Source organism: Streptomyces sp. NPDC059256 (genome assembly GCF_042753785.1).
Lineage (GTDB): Bacteria > Actinomycetota > Actinomycetes > Streptomycetales > Streptomycetaceae > Streptomyces.
The window spans coordinates 63942-80905 of record NZ_JBHYZO010000013.1; the positions used below are offsets into that span (position 1 = coordinate 63942).

At 67.4% G+C, this 16964-nt stretch carries 15 protein-coding genes; 5 read left to right on the forward strand and 10 right to left on the reverse strand.

Going from position 1 to position 16964, the window contains the following annotated elements; genetic code table 11:
• Window positions 1-130: 130 nt before the first annotated feature.
• Entirely contained in the window at window positions 131-1483 is a 1353-nt protein-coding gene (locus tag ACFXJL_RS24735) for a M64 family metallopeptidase (RefSeq protein ID WP_384695722.1), read from the reverse strand.
• 138 nt (window positions 1484-1621) lie between these two features.
• Between ACFXJL_RS24735 and ACFXJL_RS24740 the strand changes: the two genes are divergently transcribed.
• On the forward strand, window positions 1622-2962 hold the full coding sequence (locus ACFXJL_RS24740) for a tetratricopeptide repeat protein (RefSeq protein ID WP_384695725.1): 1341 nt from the start codon (window positions 1622-1624) through the stop codon (window positions 2960-2962).
• Between the two features lie 466 nt (window positions 2963-3428).
• Window positions 3429-4784 (forward strand): NADP-specific glutamate dehydrogenase, encoded by a 1356-nt coding sequence (gdhA, locus tag ACFXJL_RS24745; RefSeq protein WP_384695728.1) that lies wholly within the window; start codon window positions 3429-3431, stop codon window positions 4782-4784.
• A gap of 200 nt (window positions 4785-4984) precedes the next feature.
• On the opposite strand, the gene ACFXJL_RS24750 is transcribed toward gdhA, so the two are convergent.
• The 4 genes from ACFXJL_RS24750 to speB are packed head-to-tail and all read right to left on the reverse strand — an operon-like array spanning window position 4985 to window position 9241.
• Window positions 4985-5950 carry a carbon-nitrogen hydrolase family protein gene (locus ACFXJL_RS24750; RefSeq protein ID WP_384695731.1) on the reverse strand — a complete coding sequence of 322 codons (966 nt, stop codon included), beginning with the start codon at window positions 5948-5950 and terminating at the stop codon, window positions 4985-4987.
• Window positions 5947-6804, reverse strand: a complete 858-nt coding sequence (locus tag ACFXJL_RS24755; RefSeq protein WP_384695734.1) for a nitrilase family protein — start codon at window positions 6802-6804, stop codon at window positions 5947-5949. Before ACFXJL_RS24755 ends, ACFXJL_RS24750 begins: the two co-directional genes overlap by 4 nt.
• The gene (locus tag ACFXJL_RS24760; protein ID WP_384695737.1) at window positions 6801-8249 is read right to left on the reverse strand and encodes a purine-cytosine permease family protein; all 1449 of its coding nucleotides are present in this window, start codon (window positions 8247-8249) and stop codon (window positions 6801-6803) included. The genes ACFXJL_RS24755 and ACFXJL_RS24760 overlap by 4 nt, the downstream gene beginning before the upstream one ends.
• 26 nt (window positions 8250-8275) lie before the next feature.
• A complete protein-coding gene (gene speB, locus ACFXJL_RS24765) occupies window positions 8276-9241 on the reverse strand; it encodes an agmatinase (RefSeq protein ID WP_358879978.1) in 966 nt (321 codons plus the stop codon).
• Window positions 9242-9384: 143 nt separating this feature from the next.
• Here speB and ACFXJL_RS24770 point away from each other — a divergent pair, with 143 nt between their 5' ends.
• Window positions 9385-9969 carry a helix-turn-helix domain-containing protein gene (locus tag ACFXJL_RS24770; RefSeq protein WP_329026910.1) on the forward strand — a complete coding sequence of 195 codons (585 nt, stop codon included), beginning with the start codon at window positions 9385-9387 and terminating at the stop codon, window positions 9967-9969.
• 130 nt (window positions 9970-10099) lie between these two features.
• On the opposite strand, the gene ACFXJL_RS24775 is transcribed toward ACFXJL_RS24770, so the two are convergent.
• On the reverse strand, window positions 10100-11029 hold the full coding sequence (locus tag ACFXJL_RS24775) for a class I SAM-dependent methyltransferase (protein ID WP_384695740.1): 930 nt from the start codon (window positions 11027-11029) through the stop codon (window positions 10100-10102).
• Between the two features lie 484 nt (window positions 11030-11513).
• Window positions 11514-12365: an SAM-dependent methyltransferase gene (locus ACFXJL_RS24780; protein WP_358879975.1), complete on the reverse strand. Its 852-nt coding sequence runs from the start codon at window positions 12363-12365 to the stop codon at window positions 11514-11516.
• Window positions 12366-13301: 936 nt separating this feature from the next.
• On the opposite strand from ACFXJL_RS24780, the gene ACFXJL_RS24785 reads away from it, so the two are divergent.
• Complete coding sequence (locus ACFXJL_RS24785) at window positions 13302-14102, forward strand: SAM-dependent methyltransferase (protein WP_358879974.1); 801 nt, start codon at window positions 13302-13304, stop codon at window positions 14100-14102.
• A 242-nt stretch (window positions 14103-14344) separates the two neighbouring features.
• Here ACFXJL_RS24785 and ACFXJL_RS24790 read toward each other — a convergent pair whose 3' ends face one another.
• The 3 genes from ACFXJL_RS24790 to ACFXJL_RS24800 all read right to left on the reverse strand — a co-directional run bounded on the left by ACFXJL_RS24790 (window position 14345) and on the right by ACFXJL_RS24800 (window position 15934).
• The gene (locus ACFXJL_RS24790) at window positions 14345-14854 is read right to left on the reverse strand and encodes an N-acetyltransferase (RefSeq protein ID WP_358879973.1); all 510 of its coding nucleotides are present in this window, start codon (window positions 14852-14854) and stop codon (window positions 14345-14347) included.
• Between the two features lie 286 nt (window positions 14855-15140).
• Complete coding sequence (locus tag ACFXJL_RS24795; protein WP_384695744.1) at window positions 15141-15566, reverse strand: RNHCP domain-containing protein; 426 nt, start codon at window positions 15564-15566, stop codon at window positions 15141-15143.
• 26 nt (window positions 15567-15592) lie between these two features.
• The gene (locus ACFXJL_RS24800) at window positions 15593-15934 is read right to left on the reverse strand and encodes an RNHCP domain-containing protein (protein ID WP_329028001.1); all 342 of its coding nucleotides are present in this window, start codon (window positions 15932-15934) and stop codon (window positions 15593-15595) included.
• Between the two features lie 697 nt (window positions 15935-16631).
• Here ACFXJL_RS24800 and ACFXJL_RS24805 point away from each other — a divergent pair.
• Window positions 16632-16946 carry a VOC family protein gene (locus ACFXJL_RS24805; RefSeq protein ID WP_384695747.1) on the forward strand — a complete coding sequence of 105 codons (315 nt, stop codon included), beginning with the start codon at window positions 16632-16634 and terminating at the stop codon, window positions 16944-16946.
• The last annotated feature ends 18 nt before the right edge of the window (window positions 16947-16964 follow it).

Genomic DNA, 16964 nt, shown 5'->3' on the forward strand with positions numbered 1-16964 from the left:
GGGCGCGCCCCCCCCCCCGCTCCGCCCGGGGGGGGCGGGGGGCCGGGGGGGGGCCCCCCCCCCCCCCCCGCCCCCGCCCCCCCCCCCCCCGCCCCCCCCCCCCCCCCCCCCACGACTCGGAGGAAGGGCGTCAGAGACGGACCTTCCAGGTGATCGCGGACTTCATGGTCGCCGCGATCCTGGGGTCACGCACGGCCGTGGTGTGGTCGTCCACGGTGACCGTCAGTCGGTGGGTGCGCAGGTCCAGCAGGCGCAGTGTCACATCGGAGACCCGTACCTGAGTGCGGCCCGCAAGGCGCTTGAGCTCCTTGCCGTCGAGGTACCAGCGGATCTTCAGCTGACGCCCGTCCTTGCCGGTGAGCGCAGGGACCGTGGTCTTGACGGTATGCCGCAAGCGCAGGGTGCGGTCCGTCGGGGTTACGGCGGTGAGTGGCTTCGCATGACGGTAGAAGCCGGCGATCATCGCTTCGACGCCGGGGAGGTTGAACGGCTTGCCCACCGAACGCATCAGGGAGTTGTCGGTGGGCCGGTAGAGCCCCTGGACGAAGTAGCCGCCACCTTCGAAGGCGCCGATCGTTCCGCCGTCAGGTGACGGCTCGCCGAGCCAACGGTGCCACTTGGTGCGTTGGGCGGCGATGTCCTCGGCCGTGAGGGTGGAGATGTTGGAGTCGGCGGGTTCGGGGCCCGTGTACCGCTCGTAGCCCGGGTAGCCGGGGTAGAAGTACTCGTCGGCGAGCTTGCCGAGGGAGTGCCCGGTCTCGTGGATGGCCACCTGGCCGGATTGTTCATTGCCCGCCGATGCGGTGGAGATGCCTTCGTACCCGAGGGTTGCGCTGGGTACGTTGTAGCCGGCGCCGCCGTACTTCTTGCTGTTGGCGAGGACGATCACCAAGTCGGCTTCGGGTGCCTTGGCGACGTAGCGATCGACCTTCTCCTGGTCGATGCAGAGCAGTCGTTCGATGTCACCGCACCAGAAGTAGGAGCCGAGCGCCGTGTCGCGGACCGTGCCGCGATCGGGGTCACCGGTGACGCCGGACTGGTTGGAGACGGCGTCCACCGTCCAGATGTTGAAGAGGTTCCGGTACGTCGTGTACGGCTCGACGGCCGCCGTCTGGTCCCAGATCGCCTTGGCGTCGGTGTGGAACTGCGACAGCTCCGCGGTTGTGTAGCCGTCGCCGACGATGACGATGTCCAGGCGATCCGTCGTGGAACCATTGTCCACCAGTTTGCCGACCTGACCGTCCTCGGCCTTCTCCACGGCCGAGAGGCGGGATTGCGGTCGGTTCTGGCCACGTTGAGGAACAAGAGTACGGCCGGAGCCGGCTACCGTGCCGTGCTCCGGACCGGGTATCTCCACCTCGACGGCGGCCGAGGGCGTCGGTGTCGGAGCGGCGGCTGCCCCACCGGGGGCGGCGGCCAGTACGGCGGCGACCGCGGTGACCACTCCGGCCGCGGTCATGGCTCTGCGCAGGGGTGAGCGCATCGGTTCCTCTCCCCGAGAAGAAGTTAAGCATCTTGTTAAACGGAATGAACTCGGTGATTAAGTTAGGGGGGTGGGTGGGACATGCGCAATGCTCCGCCGGCCCTGAATACTGGGCAGTCACGCTACGAGGGGGTCCTCATGGACGAACCGGCCGAGATCGGTCGCCGGGTACAGCGACTGCGCAAGGAACTGGGTCTGACACAGCGACAACTGGCCCACCCCTCCTACACGCCGGCGTACGTCTCCACCCTGGAATCGGGCAAGGTCAGACCTTCGGAGACCGCTCTCAGGTTCTTCGCCGAACGTCTCGGAACGTCGTTCGAGGAACTGGCCACCGGGCGTCCGGCACGGCTGGCCACGGAGCTTCGTCTCGCGCTGACCGACGCACAGCAGCAACTCGCCACGGGCGCGGCCGACGACGCCGCGGTCCTCTACCGTCGGCTGCTGACGGACGCCGAGCAGTTGACTCTCGTCCCCGAGCAGGCCGAGGCGCTCCTGGGGCTGGGCGACTGCGGCTTGGAGACCGGCGAACTGGAAGCCGCCCGAAGCCACTTCGAGGAAGCAGAACGCCTGCTGGGCGATCAGTCGCTCCCCCGCAGATGCAGGGCGATCCGTGGCCGGGCCGTCGCTCATTTACTGGCCGGTGAGCTGAGGTACGCCTGCTACCTGCTCGAATCCACCATCGATGAGCTCAGCGCGAACGGCCTGGCCGACCCCGAGGCACTCGTACTGCTCTACACCGCCGTCATCGGCCCCTACATCGACATGGGCGCCCACGCGCGTGCCGCCCACGCCGCCGAACTCGCCCTGGCGCTTACCCCGCACGTCAACGATCCGGCGCTCGTGGCGGGGATGCACCGCCAGGTCGCACGGACCTTCCTCGCCGAAGGGCGCATCGCCGACGCCGACGCCTCCCTGGCCAAGGCCCAGGCGATCTACCGCCAACTGAGACTGCACACCGATCTGGCCCACTGCCACTGGATGCGCGGCTACGTCCATGCGCAGAACGGCGAACTGATCTCGGCGGAGCATGAACTGCGAACGGCGAGGGACATGCTCACCGAGAAGCGCGCCACGCTCTACACCGCACAGGTCGAGGTCGAGTTGGCCGATGTCCTGCGCCGTTTGGGCCGGCATGACGAAGCGGCCGAGTTGGTGGCCACACTCCTGGAGTTGGGCGACCGGCACGGGGCGGTCCATGCGGGAGGTGCACACCGGCTCCTGGGGCTGATCGCCGAAGAACGGGGGGACGCCGAGGAGGCCGAGGAGCACTACGTCGTGGCCCTGGCACTACTGGAGCGCAGCGGGGCCACCGGCGATCTCGCCGACCTCTGCCGACTGCTCGGCGATCTCCTGCGCCGAAGCGGACGCGTCGAAGCAGCCCTGGATGCGTATCGCACCGGGCTCGGTCACCGGGCGGCGCCCGGCACCACCACCCTGGGACCACCGCCGGCGGCTCCGCCCTACCGGAGTGTGTGACCGCAGCAAGGGCTGGCGCCCTGGGGGAGGCTCGCGTACGGCGTGCGGGACTCCCTCCCGTACCGCCCGGCGACGATCACAGGACCGCTGGCGAGATGCGGCCCCACGGTCGGTTGCAACGGCGTCGCGGCAACGGCCACCGGCCTCCGTCCGGCCTGCGGAGCCGCCCCACATGGCGTATCTGCCCGTTCGCCATCGCACAAACGCCGCCCATCAGCAGCAATCGCAACATCTGCGCGTATCGTTGCAGCGCACATCCTTTCTCTGGGAGAGCCGCTCCTGTGCCGTCGGTCCCGATCGACCTGGCGGACGGGCGGTCCGGTCAACGAAGACCGGTCGCGCCACGCAGCCGCGGCTGTCCTCACTGACGTGCCGAGGAGCCCGATCGCAGATGGCGCCATCTCCCCTTTCTTCACATTCCTCACGTCCACCACGTTCTTCACGTTCTTCACGTTCTTCTGCTGATTTGTCGAGCGAAGCGCAGACCCGTGCGCTCGAACCCCTGTATGCACAGGTACTGAACCGCAACCCCGGCGAGGCCGAGTTCCACCAGGCCGTGCGGGAGGTGCTGGACAGTCTGGGCCCGGTCTTCACCCAGCGCCCGGAGTTCGCCGATGCAAAGATCCTTGAGCGGATCTGCGAGCCGGAGCGACAGTTGATCTTCCGGGTGCCGTGGGTGGACGACTCCGGCGAGGTCCAGGTCAATCGGGGCTTTCGCATCGAGTTCAACAGCGCGCTCGGTCCCTTCAAGGGCGGTCTGCGGTTCCACCCGTCGGTGAACCTCGGAATCGTCAAGTTCCTGGGCTTCGAGCAGATCTTCAAGAACGCTCTGACGGGAATGCCCCTCGGCGGCGGCAAGGGCGGCAGCGACTTCGACCCCAAGAACCGCTCGGACGCCGAGATCATGCGGTTCTGTCAGTCGTTGATGACCGAGCTCCACCGTCATCTCGGCGAGTACACCGATGTGCCGGCGGGTGACATCGGGGTGGGCCAGCGCGAGATCGGCTATCTGTTCGGGCAGTACAAGCGGATCACCAACCGCTACGAGTCGGGCGTCCTCACCGGAAAGGGCACCGGTTGGGGTGGCGCTCAAGCTCGCACCGAGGCCACGGGATACGGCTGCGTCCTCTTCACCCGTCAGATGTTGCAGACGCTCGGCGAGGACTTCGAGGGGCAGCGGGTCGCCGTGTCCGGTTCGGGCAATGTCGCCGTCTACGCCATCGAGAAGGCCCAGCAGTTGGGTGCCACCGTGGTCACCTGCTCGGACTCGGATGGATTCATCGTGGACGAGAAGGGCATCGACCTCGACCTGCTGAAGCAGATCAAGAACGTGGAGCGGGGCCGGGTCGCGGAGTACGCGGAGCGGCGCGGCACCAGCGCCCGATTCATCTCGGGTTCCGGGGTGTGGCAGGTCCCGTGCGACGTTGCCCTGCCCTGCGCGACCCAGAACGAGTTGTACGAGACCGATGCGCTCGCGCTGGTCCGCAACGGGGTCAAGGCGGTCGCGGAGGGGGCGAACATGCCCACCACGCCCGAAGCGGTTCGGGTGCTCCAGAAGGCGGGGGTCGCCTTCGGCCCCGGCAAGGCGGCCAACGCCGGCGGGGTTGCGACGAGCGCATTGGAGATGCAGCAGAACGCGTCCCGCGACTCATGGTCGTTCGAGTACACGGAGGAGCGGCTCGCGGAGATCATGCGGCACATCCATGACGCCTGCCACGAGACGGCCGAGCGGTACGGACAGCCCGGGAACTATGTCACCGGGGCGAACATCGCGGGCTTCGAGCGGGTCGCGGAGGCCATGTTGGCGCAGGGCGTCATCTGACCGCACCCAAAGTCGCACGGTCGACCGCACCGCACCGGGCGGCAGCACCGCGCACGGCCCGATGGCGCAGGGCTGTGCGCGGTGTTCCCATCAGCTTGCCGGGGCTGACCGACAACGCGGCAGCCGGGCTCACCCACGCTTCGTCGGGAACGGGAAGGCCCGTTCCGGCGGTTCCGAACCGTCGGCAAACCGCCCGTACGTCAGTCGGTGAAGGTGACTCCGGTATCGCGCCTGCGGCGGTCGACGGAGAGCTGGAACACATCCGGCCGGGCGTAGTGGCCCGCAACGTCGAGGTCGAGCGACTCCCGGTACCGGTGATCGAGCTCCACCGTCGCCGTGATGATGCGCGCCTCGTCAAAGACCGGTTCGACCAGCCAGGATCCGTCCGGCGCAGCCACGCTGGAGCCACCGGTGAAGATCAGTCCGCTGTCCACCGCGTCCGGGCCGATCCCTGCGCGATAGGCATCGAGGAGATCGTCCGGCAGATCGTCCGTCGACAGGATCTGCCCTGCGGAGACGACGAAGCAGCGTCCTTCCAGCGCGTACGAGCGGGCTGCGATCGTATGGCTGTCGGGCATGTCAGGCCATGCGGCGACGTGGAGTTCCTCGTTCTGCGCATGCAGGGCCTGGCGCGTCAGCGGACTGAAGTGCTCCCAGCAGATGAGTCCGCCGACGCGGCCGGCCGGGGTTTCGACGACCTGGAGGCCCGCCCCGTCGCCCGGTGCCCAGACGATGCGTTCGGTGTGGGTCGGTGTCAGCTTGCGATGCAGGTTGAGCGTCCGGCCGTCGGGTCCGATGGTGATGAGGGAGTTGTAGAGCGAGCCGCTGGTCCGTGCCGGCCGCTCGTTCAGTCCCAGCACCACGGTCACACCGGCATCCCGTGCCGCGGCGCGAACGGGGGCGAGGTCGTCGTCCACTCCCCCGGTGTGATCGAGTACCGGGCTCTGCTCCAGCAGCCGTGCGTGCCACTGCTGGGCCGTGGTGTCCCGCCAACCCGCCAGCCCGAACACCCAGGCGGGATAGCACGTCAGCCAGGTCTCGGGGAAGACCACGAGGGTCGCACCCGCCTCGGCGGCGGCCGTCACATGGACGGCGGCACGGCGCAGTGACTCGTCCAGGTCGAGGAGTGCCGGTGGCTGCTGGACGATGGCTACGGTGGTGGTCATGACGGTTCCGTTCCGATCCGCTCGTACAGTTCCGGGCGCCTGTCGCCGTGTACGTCGTTGCGTTCGCTGATGGCCTTGTTCCGCGCCTCGGACAACACCACCGACGCCGTGACGATCGCTTCCTCACCCAGGTGCAGTGGGGTGAGGGGATAGCCGTCCGGGTCGACGATCACCGTGCCGCCGAGCCAGTGCTGTCCGCGCTCCGGGCCGGTGCGGTCCGCGACCGCGACGAACATCCGGTTGACCGCGGCGTCCGCCTGGATCCGGACGATCTCGCCCGGTCGTTCGCCTTCCGGGCGCGGGTACAACGGCCAGTTGACCGGTCCGCACAGCAGTTCGGCGCCGGCGAGCGCCACCTTGCGGACCCACTCGGGAAACTCCAGGTCGTAGCAGACCATCAGCCCGATCCGGCCGAAGGGTGTGTCCACGACCGGGGGTGGCTGGTCGCCGGGAGTGAAGCCCCAGGTCTTCTCGGCGTTCCACAGATGCGCCTTGCGATAGGCGGCGCGGAGCCCCGTCTCGTCGATGAGGACGCCGCTGTTGTAGGCACGGCCGTCCGCACCCAGCTCGGCGAAGCCGCTGACGATCACCAGCCGCAGTTCCCTCGCCAGTGCTTCCCACTCCCGGATGGTCGGGCCGTCGATCGGCTCGGCCAGCGAGAGCAGTTCGTCGGCGCTCTCGAAGACATAGCCGGAGTTGGCGAGCTCGGGAAGGACGACGATGTCGGCGCCCTTCCCGGCGGCGGCCCGAACGGCCGACTCGATGCGCGCCCGGTTGTCCGTCGTCCGACCGACCTGTGGGGCCAGCTGACAACACGCGACAGTGACGGTGCTGGGTGCGGATGCCGTGGTCATCGGTGCGTTCCCTCCAGCTCTGCCTCGCTGGCCGTGCGGGCGGCGGCTTCCGCATCATGGTCGATGGTGCGTGCCAGGAGGACGTAGAGCCCACCAGCCACGATCAGTCCCACGGCGAAGGAGAAGTCGGCTCCGCCCAGGGCGTCCGCGACCGGCCCCACATAGAAACTGGTCGAGAAGAACGGAATCATCGCCACAAATCCCACGATATACGCGACGACTCCTTGCCACGCCCAGTAGCCGTAGATGCCGTTCGGCTTGAGGATCTCCGCGATGGCGTATCCGCCCCGGCGCACGAAGTAGAAGTCGACGAGGTTGACCGCGGTCCACGGGACGAGGAAGTACAGCATCAGCAGGACGAAGTTGTTGAAGCTGCCGATGTAGTCGTCGGGGATCAGCAGGGCGACGATGAGGGTGGCGATGCCGACAACGGTGAGGCCGATGACCCGCAGGCCCACCGTCGGGCGGACCTTCTTGAACCCGTCGACCGCACTGGTTCCCGTGAGCATGGCGCCGTAGGCGTTGACTCCCATGATGGAGATCAGTGCCAGGACGGAGACCATCACCGCGATCAGGCCGAAGCCGGGGAAGAGGAGGTCTCCCACTTCGCGCAGGGCGAGGATCGGGTCGGGGTTCGGGATGTAGCTGGCGAGGATCGAGCCGAGGGACATCAGCCAGACCGCGGAGAAGGTGGCGCCCGCGTACACCGCGGTGATCAGCTTGCCCGCGGGCACCTTCGCCGGCAGGTAGCGGGTGTAGTCGGAGACGTACACCGAGTAGCTGATGTTGTATCCGGCGGCGAGGGAGATCTGTACGAGGAACGCCGTGGTGTTCCATCCCGCGTCGGCGGCGGGGGCGCCCTCGACGAGCGGGTTGGAGGAGTAGTGCACGATGGCGACCACGGTGAGGATCGCGAACACCACGATCAGCGCATAGGTCAACCAGCGCTGGACGAAGTGGAGCAGATCGTGGCCGACCACCGCGATGACGATGGAGACCGCGATGAGCAGCGGGTACCAGAAGAGCTTGTTGTCGGGGAGCACCAGCCCGATGCCCTGGGCCGCGAGGACGGTGTCGAAGACGAGGAAGCCGACATAGACGAACACGGTCGCGGCGAACGGCACGGAGGCGCCGCGGCTGCCGAACTGTGCTCGTGACTGGATCATCTGCGGCAGGCCCATCCGCGGGCCCTGGTTGGCGTGGAAGGCCATGAAGAAGGTGCCGAAGCCAACGCCGAGGACGATGGCGAGCACGCTGAATCCGACGCTGAGTCCCATGGCGGGTCCGACGAATCCGGCGACCATGGTCGGCAGGACGAAGTTCCCGGTGAACCAGAAGGGGCCCTGGTGCCACACCTTCCCATGGCGCTCTGAACTGGGTACGTAGTCGATCGAGTGCTGCTCGATCACACTGTCGCGCTGGGGCGCGATCTCTGGCGAAGACATCGTTGTCCTCCCGGTGAATAGGCCGGTTAGCCGGCGTGGACGGAGCTGGCTGGGGTCATGGCCGAGAGGATCTCGTAAGCGACGTGCGAGGCGGCGACGGCCGTGAGTTGTGCGTGGTCATAGGCCGGGGCGACCTCGACGACGTCGGCACCGACAAGGTTGACCGCCCGGAGCGCGCGGATCATGGCGAGCAGTTCGCGGCTCGTCATGCCACCGGCCTCGGGAGTCCCGGTGCCGGGCGCATGGGCGGGATCGAGTACGTCGATGTCGATCGAAAGGTACACCGGACGGTCGCCGAGACGGGTGAGCATGCGCTCGATGGCTCGGGGAAGCCCTTCGGTCTCGATGTCGACGCTGGAGATGACGGCGAAGCCGAGTCGCTCGTCGTCCCGCAGGTCGTCGCGGGAGTAGAGCGGTCCGCGGATGCCGACGTGCGTGCTGGCCGAGAGGTCGATGAGCCCCTCCTCGGACGCACGGCGAAACGGCGTGCCGTGGGTGACGGGAGCACCGAAGTAGGTGTCCCAGGTGTCGAGGTGTGCGTCGAAGTGGAGGACGGCGACGGGTCCATGGCGGCGGGCGGCGACACGCAGCAGCGGCAGGGCGATCGTGTGGTCGCCACCGAGGGTCAGCAGTCGCTTCCCGTCGGCAGAGAGCTGCTCGGCGGCGGTCTCGATCTGCTGCACGGCCTCCGTCAGATGGAACGGGTTGGCCGAGATGTCTCCGGCATCCGCGATCTGCTGTTGGGCGAAGGGCTCGACGTCCTGTGCCGGGTTGTACGGACGCAGGAGTCGGGATGCCTCACGGATGTGCGCGGGGCCGAACCGGGCTCCGGGACGGTAGCTCACCCCGCTGTCGAAGGGGACTCCGACGACGGCGATGTCGGCCCGTGGGACGTCCTCCAGACGCGGTAGCCGGGCAAACGTGGCAATCCCCGCATAGCGAGGGTTGACGCTTGCGTCGGGTGGGCCGATGGGGGATTCGGGAGCATTCATCGGAGCCTCGGATCTCTACGTGCGGGGAGTCACTGATAGACAACAAAGAATGCCTATTAGACAACTCACGTTCCGGTAGTGTTGCTCTGGGTTATCACCCTGTCAAGGGTGGCCGGGGATCGACCGACCGACGCGAGGACTTCATGAAAGCGCTGCATCCGAAGCCGTCCGCGCTCCCGGTCCGTGTCGGTGCGCGGCTGCGCGCCTGTCGCCAGGCGCAGGGCCTCACCATTGAGCAGGTAGCAGCGGCAACCAGCCTGACCAGGGGTTTCGTCAGCCGGGTCGAACGGGACGAGACCTCACCGAGCGTGGCGACTCTCGTCACTCTCTGCCAGGTCCTCTCCTTGCCCGTGGGTTCGCTCTTCGAGGACGCGGAGATCGAAGTGGTCCATCTGGCGGACGCGCCCCACATCAACATGGGCGGTCGCGGCGTCACCGACCGCATGATCACACCTCGCGCACAGTCACGGGTGCAGGTACTGCGCTCCCTGCTGGAGCCGGGGGCGGACGGCGGCGAGGATCTCTACACGATCAACTGTGAGGTCGAGGTGCTCCATGTCATCAGTGGGGAGCTCACGGTCTTCTTCACCGATCGCACGCTGCCCCTGGCCCCTGGGGACACGCTCACCTTCTCCGGGCGCGAACCGCACAACTGGCGCAACACGGGGACCTCGGTGGCGGAAGTGCTCTGGACGTTCGTCCCGGCCGCCTGGAGCGGCTCGCGCTAGGTCGGGGTGCCGTGGGAGCCGTGGGATCGCTCCCCTGCCCGGAGCGGACGGATCCGGGGCCGATCGCCCCGAGCCGGGCCGCCGCGGCATGAGCGCGGCAGCCCGGGCGGCATCCGGATCGTTGCTGCCGTCAGCCGGTGTGCCGCCACCAGAACGAGCCGGGGTTCTGATGGTCCGTCACGCCCAGCTTGCGCCAGAGCGGCTCCGCGATGCGGCTCAGCTCGGGATCGGTGTGGATGAAGGCGTTGGGCAGTTCGACCGCGAACCGCCCGGGGGCAGCGGTGAGGAGCGCCGCGAGCAGATACTGCTCGGAGTAGTAGCGCCAGCGCCACGACGGCGGATAGTCGCCGGGCAGCATGATGTCGTGGATCTGGACGATGACCCCGGGCGCCAGCCGCGGCAGGACGTCGAAGAAGAACCTCATGACGTCCGATCCCATGTGCAGCCGGTGCGAGCCGTCGAGGAAGAGGACGTCACCCGCTGTGAGTTCGGCGAAGACCGACAGATCTACTTCCTGGAGCGGAACGCGCAGCACACGGTCGCACAGGTGGTCGATGGTGGCGCGGGGTTGGGGGTCGATGGAGGTGACGTGGGTCGTCAGCCCCAGGTCCTCGATCGCACGGCGGGCGAACTTGGTGGAGTTGCCGGACCCGATCTCCAGATAGCGGGCCGGTTGCTCGTCGGCCAGGATTCCGTAGAGCGCCAGGGCGTCGAGGGGCGGTAACCAGGTGTTGCCCCAGTAGGGGACGGCCCCCTTCTCCACTCCGTGCAGGGGAATGCGTGCCAACTGCTCGGAGTGCTTGAGGAATCCGGTGAGGCGTTCGCCGTAGCGTTGGCGTCCCGTCTCCAGCAGGGTTCGTACCTCGCTGAGCTCGTGGCGGGGCTCGGGGGTGATGACATGGTCCAGGAAGACCGGTTGTGCCAGCCCGAACGCCCACATGACCAGGCCGAAGGCGAGGGGCTTGCTCTCCAGTCGATCGAGCGAGCGCCGAAGGATCGGCATCCGCTCCAGCAGGCTGGGCGACGGTTCGGCGACACCGACGGACGACTTCCTGTGCACAGGCGGAGTTCCTTCCACGGGAGACGGCTGGTGCTGTTCTCGGCGGTCCCAAGTCCTCCGCCCGGCGACCCGTGCCAAGCATGTGAGCGTCCATGTCGTGGGGGCGACGCTCATTTCGTGGGGCCGGGAGGGCATCGGACGCGAAGATCCCTTCCCCACCTGATCTGCTGGCACGCATGGACGGGCGCCGCCTGGCCGGGTGACAGGGGCAGTGGCCGAGAACGGTGGTCCGAGGCACTCGATGTGACCGGCCCACTGTCCTCTGGTCGCCGATGCGGTTCCGCCCAACTGATGCCGAGCGGGCAGGTCGGCTGCCCTGAGCGGGCGCGGGCGACGCTCTCGCAGAACGCCCTGGGACGGCGTGACGTGGTCGGTGTGAGCCAGATCCGAGCGGTTCCCACAGGCTCGCGGTTCCTCATGACTGAGGGGCGACACCGTGTCAGGTGTCGCCCCTCAGCGCGAACGAAAGGCGTGCCCCAGGGGGCTACGGCCGGCGCAGCACCCCGCCGTACTCGTAGACCCGCTGGTTGGATGAGGTCGCGCCCAAGTAGGGAGCAAGTGCCGGGTGTACGGAGGCGAGCGCCGGCTGTTCGGGGTCGGGGCGCCAGTCGGCAAGGTTCACCAAGCCGGGGTCGACCGGCTCCAACCCGTCGAGCAGCGCGTCCAATTCGCCGGGGGTACGGGTCTGCCAGGGGATGCCGAGGCCCGAGATATGGGCGGACATGGCGGCACCGGCCACCGGATCGTCACAGACGACCTGGGACAGGCCGAGATAGCTACCAGGGGCCGCATTGTCAATGACGGTTCGCAGCACGCTGCGCGGGTCGTCCACATCGGCCAGGTGGTGGACCACGGACAGGAACAGCACGGCGACCGGCTCATCGAGGTCGATCAGACGGTCTACCTCGGGATGGCTGAGAATGGTCTGTTGGTTCCGCATATCGCCGGTGATGACCGTGGTGCTCGCGTCGTCGGCGAGAAGGGCCTGACCGTGGGCCAGCACGATGGGATCGATGTCCACGTAGACGACCCTGGCATCCGGCTGGAATCGCTGCGCGACCTGATGCACGTTGTTGTCGGTCGGCAGACCGCAGCCCATGTCGATGAATTGCCGAATTCCCTGCTCTTCGGCCAGATAGCGAACCGCCCGGTAAAGGAACTCACGGTTCTGTCGAGCGATGTCCACACACTCGGGGAAGTCCGCGAGCGTGGAGAGGAGGAACTTTCGATCGACTTCGTAATTGTCCTTGCCGCCCAGCATCCAACCGTAGGCCCGGGCAGAGGTGGGTACATCAAAAGGGATGGAGTTCTTCTCGACCCCACGGTCATTGGCCACGGCTGTGTGCTCCGCCTTTCTTCCTCGCGAGACCAGGGGCTGCCCCCTGGGACGATGAGACTACCCTTGAAACCCGCACGAACGGAACGTCTGGAGCGCCCCAACACTCCGTTGGGTGACGGAACTTGACCTTGTGTCATGTGCGGTGCCAGGGGGCGATGATGCTCTCGCGACCAAGTTTCTCTCCGGCGGTCGCTTGGGCTGGTAGGGTCCTTCGTCTCAAAGATCGCAACGCTGGTGCACTCCGGTTGCACCTCGCCCTTCGGGCCTATCGAGTCCTGCGACTTCCCTTTCACGGCTAGAGTGCGCGTGCGTTCCGGAGGCCTCATGAGCGCACACCTCCTGCCGATACACGACAGATGTGTGGCAGTTGTATGTCCCGGGGAACGTGGATGCACCGTCCAGATCGCCGGCGAGCACCTGAGTATTCCCTCGTGGGCATCTCCGGTATGGACCATGGAGGAATTGATCTGCATTTCTTGAGGCGTGTCCTCTCACCGGTCGACTCCCCCAACCCACCGCGGGCCCGCCTCCGTACCCGCAGTGGTCGAGGGCTGCTGACAGGACCCGGGCGAGCCTCCATCCGGGACTCCCGTGCCGCCACCAGATCCGGCCATGCTCGGGCCGATGCCCTGTTGATCATGAAGAGCGGCTCCGCAGACCTCCAGGACCGGAGCGCCTGACCCCCCTCAGGGGATCTGACGGTCGAACGGTCCCGCGGTTCCTGGGTGCCGTTCCGAAGCCCTCTCGGTGCGGTCGACGACCTCAAGACCCCCTGTCGGCGTTTTCGAGAGGGCCTTGTCGCCGATCGACAGTCCACTTGAGCACCGCTGTAACGGAGTTGTGTGCCTTTGCCGCTGGCTTATGCAGGAAGTCTGGTGAACCATGGGTCTGCCTCCGTATGTGCTGTGCGGGGGCTGACACAAGGAGAGTTCGATGAACGCGGAGCAGCAGGCTCAGCCCCCGGCAGATCGGATCGACACGAGTACGCCGCATTCGGCGCGGGTGTGGAACTACTGGCTGGGTGGGAAGGACAACTACCCCGTCGATCAGGCCCTGGGCGCACGGATGGAGGAGATGTTCCCGCAGATCATCGACATCGCCCGTGCTTCCCGTGCCTTCCAGGCGCGTGCCGTGCGGTACCTGGCTGAGGAGCGCGGCATACGGCAGTTCCTCGACCTCGGCACCGGGCTGCCCACCGCCAACTCCACCCATGAAGTGGCCCAGGCATCCGCCCCGGAGTCACGCATCGTCTATGTGGACAACGATCCCATCGTGCTGGCCCACGCCCGTGCGCTGCTGGTCAGCAAGCCCGAGGGTGCGACCAATTACATCCACGCGGATCTCACGGACGCCCCGACCGTCCTGCGCGAGGCGGAGAACACCCTCGATCTCAAGCAGCCCGTGGCCCTGATGTTGCTGTCGACCCTTGGCCATGTCACGGATGACGAGGCTGCGGCCTCCCTGTTGAACAGCTATCTCGGAGCCTTCCCCTCCGGCAGTTGCCTCATCCAGTGCGACACGATCGAGACGCCGGAGACCAGCGCGGGTTCGGACGAGTACGAGAGCGGTGGGGCGCTGCCCTACAAGTCCCGTGCGGCCGAGGTGATGCGTTCCTTCAGCGCTGGACTCGACCTGGTGGAGCCTGGCTTCGGCTCGATCAGTCTGTGGCGGCCCGATCAGCCTCCGACCGGAGAGCCGGTGGAGCAGTGGGGCTTCGTGGCCGTCAAGCCGTAGCCGACTGTTGATCAGCTAGGCGGAGGGGTTCCACGACGCCGAGTACGGCCGAGACCTCCGACGTACGGGTATCGCACCCACGTCGGAGGTCTCTTTGCGCCTCTTGACCGGTGCCCGGGCCGGCCGTCTGTGGGCCCGGGCACCGGCCAAGAGGGGGAACCCGGGGTGGCACGAGGGGAACACCGGGATCGAGCTGGTGCACCGTTGACGGCTGGTTCGAGGCGTGAGGCAGTGCGGGCCGTTCAGACGCCGAACGGTGCCGCATATCTGATCACACCGGACGGAACGGGTACATCCGAATCCAGGACGAGCGCCATCATCGCCTCGTCGGGCACCTCAAACGGTGCGCGGATACCCCATCGGGAAGCCGGCAGGAATCCGAACCGCGGGTAGTAGTCGGAGTGTCCGAGGACGAGCACGAGACTCTCCCCCATCCGTACCGCGGCGTCGAGGGCGGCCCTGATGGCCGCGGAGGCGGCCCCTTGGCCCTGGTGGACGGGCAGAGTCGCGCAGGGTGCGAGGGCGAGCGCGGGCCGGCCCTCCACATGGCACCGCGTGAGCAGGGCGTGTGCGGCAAGGGTTCCGTCCGGGGCAACGGCCACCCAGGACAGTCCGTCGATCCATGCGTCGGGATCGGCGCGGAGCGCATCCACCAGATCCGCTTCGGCTTCGGTGGCGAAGGCGGCGGCATTGATCTGGTGAATCGCCGCCCTGTCCGCAGGGGCTTCGGCACGGGTGGTCCACTGGGTCATGGTGCATCTCTTTCCGGCAGCAAGGAGGGAGCGGGAGCGGTACGCCATCAGCAGTGCGGTCGCGTCCGGGCGGACGCATCGAATGATCTCTCCCCCACCTGGCATGCCGAGACATGCCATTCCGTATCCGGAGGAAGAAGCCGCCTGCAGCGGGCGCCCGGGGAGGTGAATGACTCCCGGGCGGTGTTCGACCGAGATCGGCACGCGCAGTGGTGCCGTCCTCGGCCGGCCTTCCGGGTGCGAGCCACCCGCTGTGGTGGATCGCACCCGGAAGGCTCTCGGTCCTTCAGAGGGTGAGCAGCGCGCGGACGGGCATGCTTCCGTCCGCAAGCGGCCGTACGGCGATCCGTACCAGGGCCAGGGCATTGTCGTCCCCGGCGATCCGGTTGGCATTGAGTTCACCGCACGACAGACATTGATGGATAATCATCCATTCGCCGTCTGCGCGTGCGGCCATGCTCAGCGCCGTCATCCGGCCGCGGCACGTGGCGTCACGGTCGCCCGGTACGCGCCGGTCGACGTGAAGGCTCGTCAGACAGTGTGGGCAGTGGTTTCGATGGGCTGTTCCGGGCGCGCTCACGGAGACGTCGAGCCGGCAGCCGACGCATCTGAACGCCTCCCCCTGGCTGCCGTTGTGTCCGTGGAGCACGTCCTTGTGTCGTTGGGTGCGCGCAGGGCGCTGGCGATTCCTGGGTGCTTTGCGTCGTGGCATGGTCGTCCTCCGTCCTTCCGGTCCCCTCACAGTTCCGCGAACAGTTCGAGTGGGAAGGGCGGCTGGGCCAGTGGCCTGACGGCCATGCGCATGAGGATCAGCTGGTTGTCGTCGGTGCAGATGGCGCTGGAGGTGAGCTCGTCGCAGCGGGTGCAGCGGTGGATCACCATCCAGTCGCCGTTCCTGAGGACGGCGATGGAAATGGGTGCCATCCGTGATCGGCAGTCGGAAGCACCGCCCTCGACGTGGTCGTGGACGTGTCGTGAGTGCAGGCAACTGGGGCAGTGGTTGCGCCCGGTGCCGTCCGGCCCGAGTTCGCTGACGGTCAGTCCGCAACGTACACAGGCGAACGTCTTCGTCCGCTGGATGGGGCTCGGGGTGGAAACGGGTCCGCCGGAGGCAGGGGAATGCGAGTTGTGTGAAGACACCCTCGGTGCTCCTTGCTGAAGGTATGAAGCGATGACAGCAGGAGGAGGCCGAGCGGCCCTGGGCGAATCGTGGCCATGAGGCGCGGTGGGAGCCGCGGTTCTCGGGGCGCGCCAAAGCGACGCACCAGCGGGAACGCGGTGTCGGAGACCTTGATGGACTCACCGACGGCCCGTGCTGACAGCGACGGGGGTCGGATCGGCGATCAGGCTGTGGTCAGCGACCGGACCGGTTCACGGTTCGGCGGGGCCTTCTCGGCACGGACCGGGGCATACATCAACTACTTTCTCGGGCCGAGCGGTCCGATGGCATCGAGGAACGGCTGCCTAAGGAGGCGGTGAGCACGCTAACAAGCACCTGTCGGTGCGTGCCAATGGTTTTCCCACATCGCTGTCGGACCACGTCCCAGGGCGGCGCATCGATCGGCCAGGGAGAAGCGTCGATGAGTCCGCGATGGTCGGCGGGCACCGGGGGCGGACATCCGTACGCAGGGCCGTGGCGGTGCCACCACGGGCACGTTCTCTAGGTTTTCCCGTGTCGGACGAAGAGTCTGGTCCAGGAGGCCGTGGTCGACAGTTCGACGGACGGCCCATGCTCTGATGGAAGCGGCCACCACGGCGCAGCAGAGGAGATGACCACGTGCACACCACCTTGACCGTGCTCTACACCGATCGGCTCGAAGCCTGTCACGCCTTCTACACCGGTCTCGGGTTCGACTTCGTCAAGGAGCGGCACGGCAACGGGCCCGAGCACTACGCCGCGCAGACGCAGGACGGGTGTGTGTGGGAGCTGTATCCGAGCGGTAGGCGCCCGGCCACGGGATATCTACGACTCGGCTTCACGGTGCGGGCGGCCCGGGGCGCGTCGGCATACGCCCCGGGCCAACACCGCCTGACCGATCCCGATGGACGCACCGTGATCCTCAGTGTGCTGGCTGCGGCCCCGTCCTTCTGAGCCGCGGCCGGGCTGCCC

Coding starts and splice junctions, on each gene's coding strand:
- ACFXJL_RS24755 (WP_384695734.1), bottom strand. CDS start 6,804: ATGACCACGGCATCCGCACCCAGCACCGTCACTGTCGCGTGTTGTCAG.
- ACFXJL_RS24760 (WP_384695737.1), bottom strand. CDS start 8,249: ATGTCTTCGCCAGAGATCGCGCCCCAGCGCGACAGTGTGATCGAGCAG.
- ACFXJL_RS24785 (WP_358879974.1), top strand. CDS start 13,302: ATGAACGCGGAGCAGCAGGCTCAGCCCCCGGCAGATCGGATCGACACG.
- ACFXJL_RS24795 (WP_384695744.1), bottom strand. CDS start 15,566: ATGCCACGACGCAAAGCACCCAGGAATCGCCAGCGCCCTGCGCGCACC.
- ACFXJL_RS24750 (WP_384695731.1), bottom strand. CDS start 5,950: ATGACCACCACCGTAGCCATCGTCCAGCAGCCACCGGCACTCCTCGAC.
- speB (WP_358879978.1), bottom strand. CDS start 9,241: ATGAATGCTCCCGAATCCCCCATCGGCCCACCCGACGCAAGCGTCAAC.
- ACFXJL_RS24740 (WP_384695725.1), top strand. CDS start 1,622: ATGGACGAACCGGCCGAGATCGGTCGCCGGGTACAGCGACTGCGCAAG.
- ACFXJL_RS24735 (WP_384695722.1), bottom strand. CDS start 1,483: ATGCGCTCACCCCTGCGCAGAGCCATGACCGCGGCCGGAGTGGTCACC.
- ACFXJL_RS24790 (WP_358879973.1), bottom strand. CDS start 14,854: ATGACCCAGTGGACCACCCGTGCCGAAGCCCCTGCGGACAGGGCGGCG.
- ACFXJL_RS24770 (WP_329026910.1), top strand. CDS start 9,385: ATGAAAGCGCTGCATCCGAAGCCGTCCGCGCTCCCGGTCCGTGTCGGT.